The organism is Sphingomonas sp. LH128 (assembly GCF_000293195.2).
Taxonomy (GTDB): domain Bacteria; phylum Pseudomonadota; class Alphaproteobacteria; order Sphingomonadales; family Sphingomonadaceae; genus Novosphingobium; species Novosphingobium resinovorum_A.
In genome coordinates, this window is the sequence record NZ_ALVC01000266.1 from 1 (window position 1) to 5,238 (window position 5,238).

The following is a 5,238-nucleotide window of genomic DNA, read 5'->3' on the forward strand; positions in this document are numbered from 1 at the left end:
AAGCCATATCGACCTCGGCTTTGATGCTTCGAAAGGGATGCATCGCTATGCCATCGAGTGGAGCCCTGGCGAAATCCGATGGTTTGTAGATGATCTGCTGGTCCATCGGCGCGACCTGTGGGACCCCACCCCGATCCCACATCTGCCGATGAAGCTGCATTTCAACGCCTGGCCTTCTCGCGCCTCTCGGTTCGCCGGGCGCCTAAGTAACCGCAGACTGCCGGCAACTGCTGAGGTGCAAGCAGTACGCACGTACGCGTTCGATTCATCAATGTCCGAACCGGAAGCTCAAGGGCTCTCTGGTATGGACCAGCCAGCCACAGGTGGAGCTTCAGCTTGAGGATACTTTCCTACAACCCAGGTCATGACGGCGCGTTCGCCTATATCGAAGACGGACGCCTAGTGTTCTCTGTTGAGGCCGAAAAGGGTTCGAGGTACCGGCATTCGTCGCTCTCGGTTACCGATGCATTCGACGCGCTCACCGAACTTCCCACCGTTCCCGACGTGCTATGCAAGGGAGGGTGGTGGCCGGGTGATGCACCGCGCGACGGAGAGTTGATGGCTGAGTATCGCGGCAGCGATCGTGAACAGGTAATCTTCGGCAAGCGGCCTTTCCTGGGAAAGACCATTGATTTCTTCTCGTCGTCACATGAGCGGTCACACCTTTTATGCGCGTTTGGGATGTCTGAACTGCCGAAGGGAATGCCGTGTTATGCACTGCTTTGGGAGGGCGTTGTCGGGGCGTTCTACGAGATCAATGCCGATCTCGGGATTACAAAGATTGCGGATGTGATGCCGGAACCCGGCCATCGCTACGCCATGCTCTACGCCTTGGCAGACCCGACTTTTGACTTACACACTGCCGAATTTTCCCGCCTGTCCGATGCCGGAAAACTGATGGCACTCGCTTCGTTTTCGAAAAGAAGCCAGGCGACCGACGAAGAAGAGATGCTTGCATCCTTTCTCCTACAAGACTGCAAGCATCTGAGGCCGCAGGATTGCAAACCCCTGATGAATTCAAGCTACTATAATGTCGGTGTCGAGGATGAAGAGTTTTGTAATTTCGCCGGAATTTTCAGCGATCGCGTGTTCGGGCGTTTCTGTAACTTCGCGGACAAAAACCTGAAGCGAGGAATGCCGTTGCTCATCTCGGGCGGATGTGGGCTCAACTGCGACTGGAACAGCAAGTGGAAGGAATCAGGATTGTTCAGCGAGGTGTTCGTTCCGCCGGTCGCGAACGACTCGGGCTCTGCGATCGGCACGGCCATCGATGCCCAGTTCCATTTCACCGGAAATCCAAAGATTACGTGGGACGTATATTCCGGGTCGAAATTTCTGCAGGACAAACCTGTCGACAGCGCGCTGTTTGAGCAGTGCGAACCGAGCCCCGAGATCGTTGCAGAAATGTTGGCCGCCGACCTGATATTGGGTTGGGTCAACGGCCGGTACGAAATCGGACCTCGCGCCCTTGGAAATCGTTCCATCCTAGCAGCGCCCTTCAAGGCAAGCACCAGAGAGCGGCTGAATGTCATTAAACAGAGAGAACAGTTTCGCCCTATCGCTCCCATCTGCCTAGAAGATGAAGCTGAAAGATGGTTCAGCTGCAGAAATCCAAGCCCATTTATGCTTTATACGTATCACGCTTTAACGGCTGAGCTTGCAGCGGTAACCCATGTGAACCAGACTGCGCGGCTGCAAACAGTGTCTGCATCAAGCAATCGCCCAATGTTCGATTTGCTGAGCGCGTTCAAATCAAAGACGGGTTACGGAGTTCTGTGCAACACATCTCTGAACTTCAAGCACAAAGGCTTCATCAACACTGCGTCCGATCTTTCGGAGTACACATTGGCGCATCAGCTTGACGGATTTGTAATCGATGGAGACTTGTACCTGCTTCGGTCATCGGAAAATTACCAGAGGTTTCGGCGTGAGCGTGCTTGATATGCGTGCGCTTGGCCCGTCAAACGAGGTTTCCCGAAGATTAGACGGCGCTTAGCCTCGCCTAAACGTCTCGGTATGTCTGTCGCAAACTCTGATGACGGAAAAGCGGACCGTCGGCACCTGAGAACGAAACTTGGGCGCTTGGACGACCGATAAGGGTCGACGGCGGGCGGCAACCACGCGCCCAAAGGCGTCAGGTTACAGTGTTCGCATTTGCTTCGCGCATGAGCGCAGACAGCTGCTTCTTGAATGATTGCCCATCGAAGTGAGCATCGATCTGCGTGAAGCCCTCCAGTGCCAACCGCGAGCGCAGATCCTTAATGGTGATGCATCGACCTTCACGGGCGAGTTCGAAGGCACGAACCGGCAAAGTGGTCTCGGGTGTCAATATCTTCTCCAGCAATGATCTTGTTTGCGCTTGCCGAAGAGCACTTCAACAGCAGCTACGGTTAAACCCCTGGCAAGCGAATAAGTTACCTCGCATTGCGCCAGGTAAATAAGTTGTGGGTGCAGCCTGCGGGTTACCGCACCCACCACCGTTTAAGCCCGGGTAGACATGAACGGCCCAAACATAGCCTAGTAGATGCTGACGGGTGCTGACTGGCAGCAAGGTGCTGGTGCCATCTATCACCCATGCCAGCTAGCATTTCTGTAAGCGCTATGGCCAATCCGAGTGGCTGCGCCCTCACTGCAGGATGCTGGCCGGTAACCTCACGGTAATTGTCGTTCCACTGGGGCCAGATGCCCGCGCAAGGGTGCCGCCGATCTGGCGAACGAAGGCGTCAACGAAACGCGTCCCCATTCCCGAGCTACCTTCGCGCGAAGCCGCGGCATCCAAACCCACCCCGTTGTCCTCAACCTGAAGAATCACTTCCCCGTCGCGGCGCCTGAAGCCCAGAGAGATTTTGCCCTTGCCATCAGGAAACGCGTACTTGACGCAATTGGTGGCCAGTTCGTTGACCAGCAAGCCGACTGGCACAGCATGATCGGCGTTGATTGAAAGCGGCTCGGCGGCGACGTCGATGGTAATCGCGCCATCGGCGCCAATCAGGCTGGATCGAATGCTCGCCGCGATGCCAGTCAGATAGGAGGGCATGTCCACCGGACCAAAGGCGCTCGATTGGGCAATAACATCGTAGAGGCTGGCAACCGCGCTGATCCGGCTCTGCATGGCCTGGTAGCCGTCAATGCAAGGCGCCGCCGCCCGGCGAATTTCGAACGCCACGAATGCCGAAATGACGGTGAGGGAATTCTTGATGCGGTGTGCCAGTTCGGCAGCCATCATTTCCTTGTAACGCTCGGCGGCGATAGCCTCGGTCACGTCCTCGAACGCGAGCAGCATTTGCGTGACATGATTGCCTGGGACGTAAATCTTGCGGGCATTGAGCTTGAAAACCCGATGGCCAAGCGTTGGGAACTCGTCTTCGACCAGAAAATCCTCGAACGGGGTTTCATCCGGAACCACCTTTTCAAGCAGTTCCTTCAAAGCGGCGACGTCCCATTGCCCCTGCTTCAACTCGTCAAGGTGCCTGCCAAGGATGTCTTTTTCCGCATCGCCGAACAATTCGATGAAATTGCGACTGGCTGCCGATATTTTCAGATTTTCATCAAGGATGACGAGTGGATCGCGTACCGTATCCACGATGGCCTGCATGAGCTTCGCGGAGCGCTTGGCCTTCAACTGCTCGTTGCGAACGTCGGTCACGTCATAGAACGTGATCAGGATGTGCTCGACATGGTTGCCAAGGCGATAGACCTTGCGGGCATTGAGATTGACGGTCCGATGGCCGACACGGGGGAACCGGTGTTCCACCTCGAACGCCTCGACATTTTGCTCCTTGGGCAGGATCTCCTCTAGCACAACCCGAAGCCCGGGCGCATCCCATTGACCATCGCCAAGATCGTAGATCCTGCGGCCGATGGTCTCCTCGGGCGTCACCGCGAAAAGGCCGTAAAAGCTACGGTTAGCTGAGACGACTGTCAGATCGCCATCAAGGATCACCAGTCCTTCGCGGACCGTATCAACAATGTCCTGAGGGGATATTGCCTGCAAGTCGAAGCTCCGCAATTCTTATGGCTTTCATATGAGCCTGTGCAGTCAAAGAGTAGCCGCAACAAGCGATTGGGAGATAGCAAACGCGCGAGCGGCGTGCCAGCGGGAGACAACCGATTTGCGCTAAACGGATGTTCCCGGTGTGTTCGAGACGTGAGGCGTGAATAACGAAATTAATCAACAAGCTGCTCAGTAGCTTCTTGATGGCCGTTGCCTCTCAATGCTCTCGCCAGATGTTGTTTGATTAGGCGGGAATTTCGTTATTGTGTGCTGCCTTGCCGGGCGTCACGCAGGACGCGCGAAAGCTCGTCCAACGAGTAGGGCTTGTGCAGCAGTGCAAACCCATGCCGTGTATCGCCAGCCAGGACATGGCTATAGCCGCTCGTCAGAACGACTGTCAGGTTGGGCCAGCGGGAACGGATCTGACGGCCCAGTTCGACCCCGTCCATGCCCGGCATAACGACGTCGGAAAAGACGATGTCGATATCGCCATGGTCGCTTTCGAGTATCGCGATCGCGTCGCGGGCATTGGCGGCGCGGCGGGTACTAAAGCCGAGGTCGGTCAGAAGCTGCGACGCGAATTCTCCGACTTGCTCATTATCCTCGACGACAAGGATACTTGCTTCGCTCGCCGCGACTTCGTCGGGCGCCGAAACGGCCTGAGCCCCGTTCGGCGCCGAGGCACGCGGCAGGTAGAGGCTGAACGTCGTACCTTCACCGAGCCGGCTGTCCACATCGATCTCGCCGCCGGACTGTTTGGTGAAACCGTAGACCTGGCTGAGGCCAAGTCCGGTACCCTTGCCGACCTCCTTGGTGGTGAAAAACGGCTCAAAGATATGATCGAGCTGTTCGGGATGCATGCCTGAGCCGCTGTCCGAAACCGAAATCCTCACGAAGTCGCCCTTGGCAGCGGCATGCCCGCGCCGTGCTGGCACCGAACCCGCCGCGTCGATTGCTATGGTGATGCACCCTTCGCCGTTCATCGCATCGCGGGCATTCACCGCCATGTTAACGAGCGCGGTTTCGAACTGGCTGGCATCGACTTCCACGAAACAGGAACCGCAGATCGGATCGACGACGAGATCCACTCGCGATCCCACCACAGTGCGCAGCATATCAGCAACACTGCCCACTTTCGCGGCCGCGTTGAAGACTTCGGGCTTCAGCGCCTGCCTCCTTGCGAACGCCAGAAGTTGGCTGGTCAGCTTCGCGGCGCGATCCGCCGTTTCCGCTATCGCGTCGAT

General features: G+C 56.8%; 5 protein-coding genes. 2 read left to right on the top strand and 3 right to left on the bottom strand.

Annotation, left to right across the window (positions count from 1 at the left end; all coding sequences use genetic code 11):
• Positions 1-340 (top strand): family 16 glycosylhydrolase (locus tag LH128_RS32380; RefSeq protein ID WP_172705121.1); only part of this gene is annotated, 340 nt, incomplete at its 5' end.
• On the top strand, positions 337-1,941 hold the full coding sequence (locus LH128_RS20170; RefSeq protein ID WP_037520517.1) for a carbamoyltransferase C-terminal domain-containing protein: 1,605 nt from the start codon (positions 337-339) through the stop codon (positions 1,939-1,941). The genes LH128_RS32380 and LH128_RS20170, both read left to right, overlap by 4 nt.
• Positions 1,942-2,134: 193 nt before the next feature.
• Here LH128_RS20170 and LH128_RS33620 read toward each other — a convergent pair whose 3' ends face one another.
• The 3 genes from LH128_RS33620 to LH128_RS20180 form a co-directional block, all read right to left on the bottom strand.
• Positions 2,135-2,344, bottom strand: a complete 210-nt coding sequence (locus LH128_RS33620) for a hypothetical protein (RefSeq protein ID WP_327195227.1) — start codon at positions 2,342-2,344, stop codon at positions 2,135-2,137.
• A 282-nt stretch (positions 2,345-2,626) separates the two neighbouring features.
• Positions 2,627-3,994 (bottom strand): sensor histidine kinase, encoded by a 1,368-nt coding sequence (locus LH128_RS20175; protein WP_037520520.1) that lies wholly within the window; start codon positions 3,992-3,994, stop codon positions 2,627-2,629.
• A gap of 260 nt (positions 3,995-4,254) precedes the next feature.
• A partial coding sequence (locus LH128_RS20180) for an ATP-binding protein (protein ID WP_008831536.1) occupies positions 4,255-5,238 on the bottom strand: 984 nt, incomplete at its 5' end.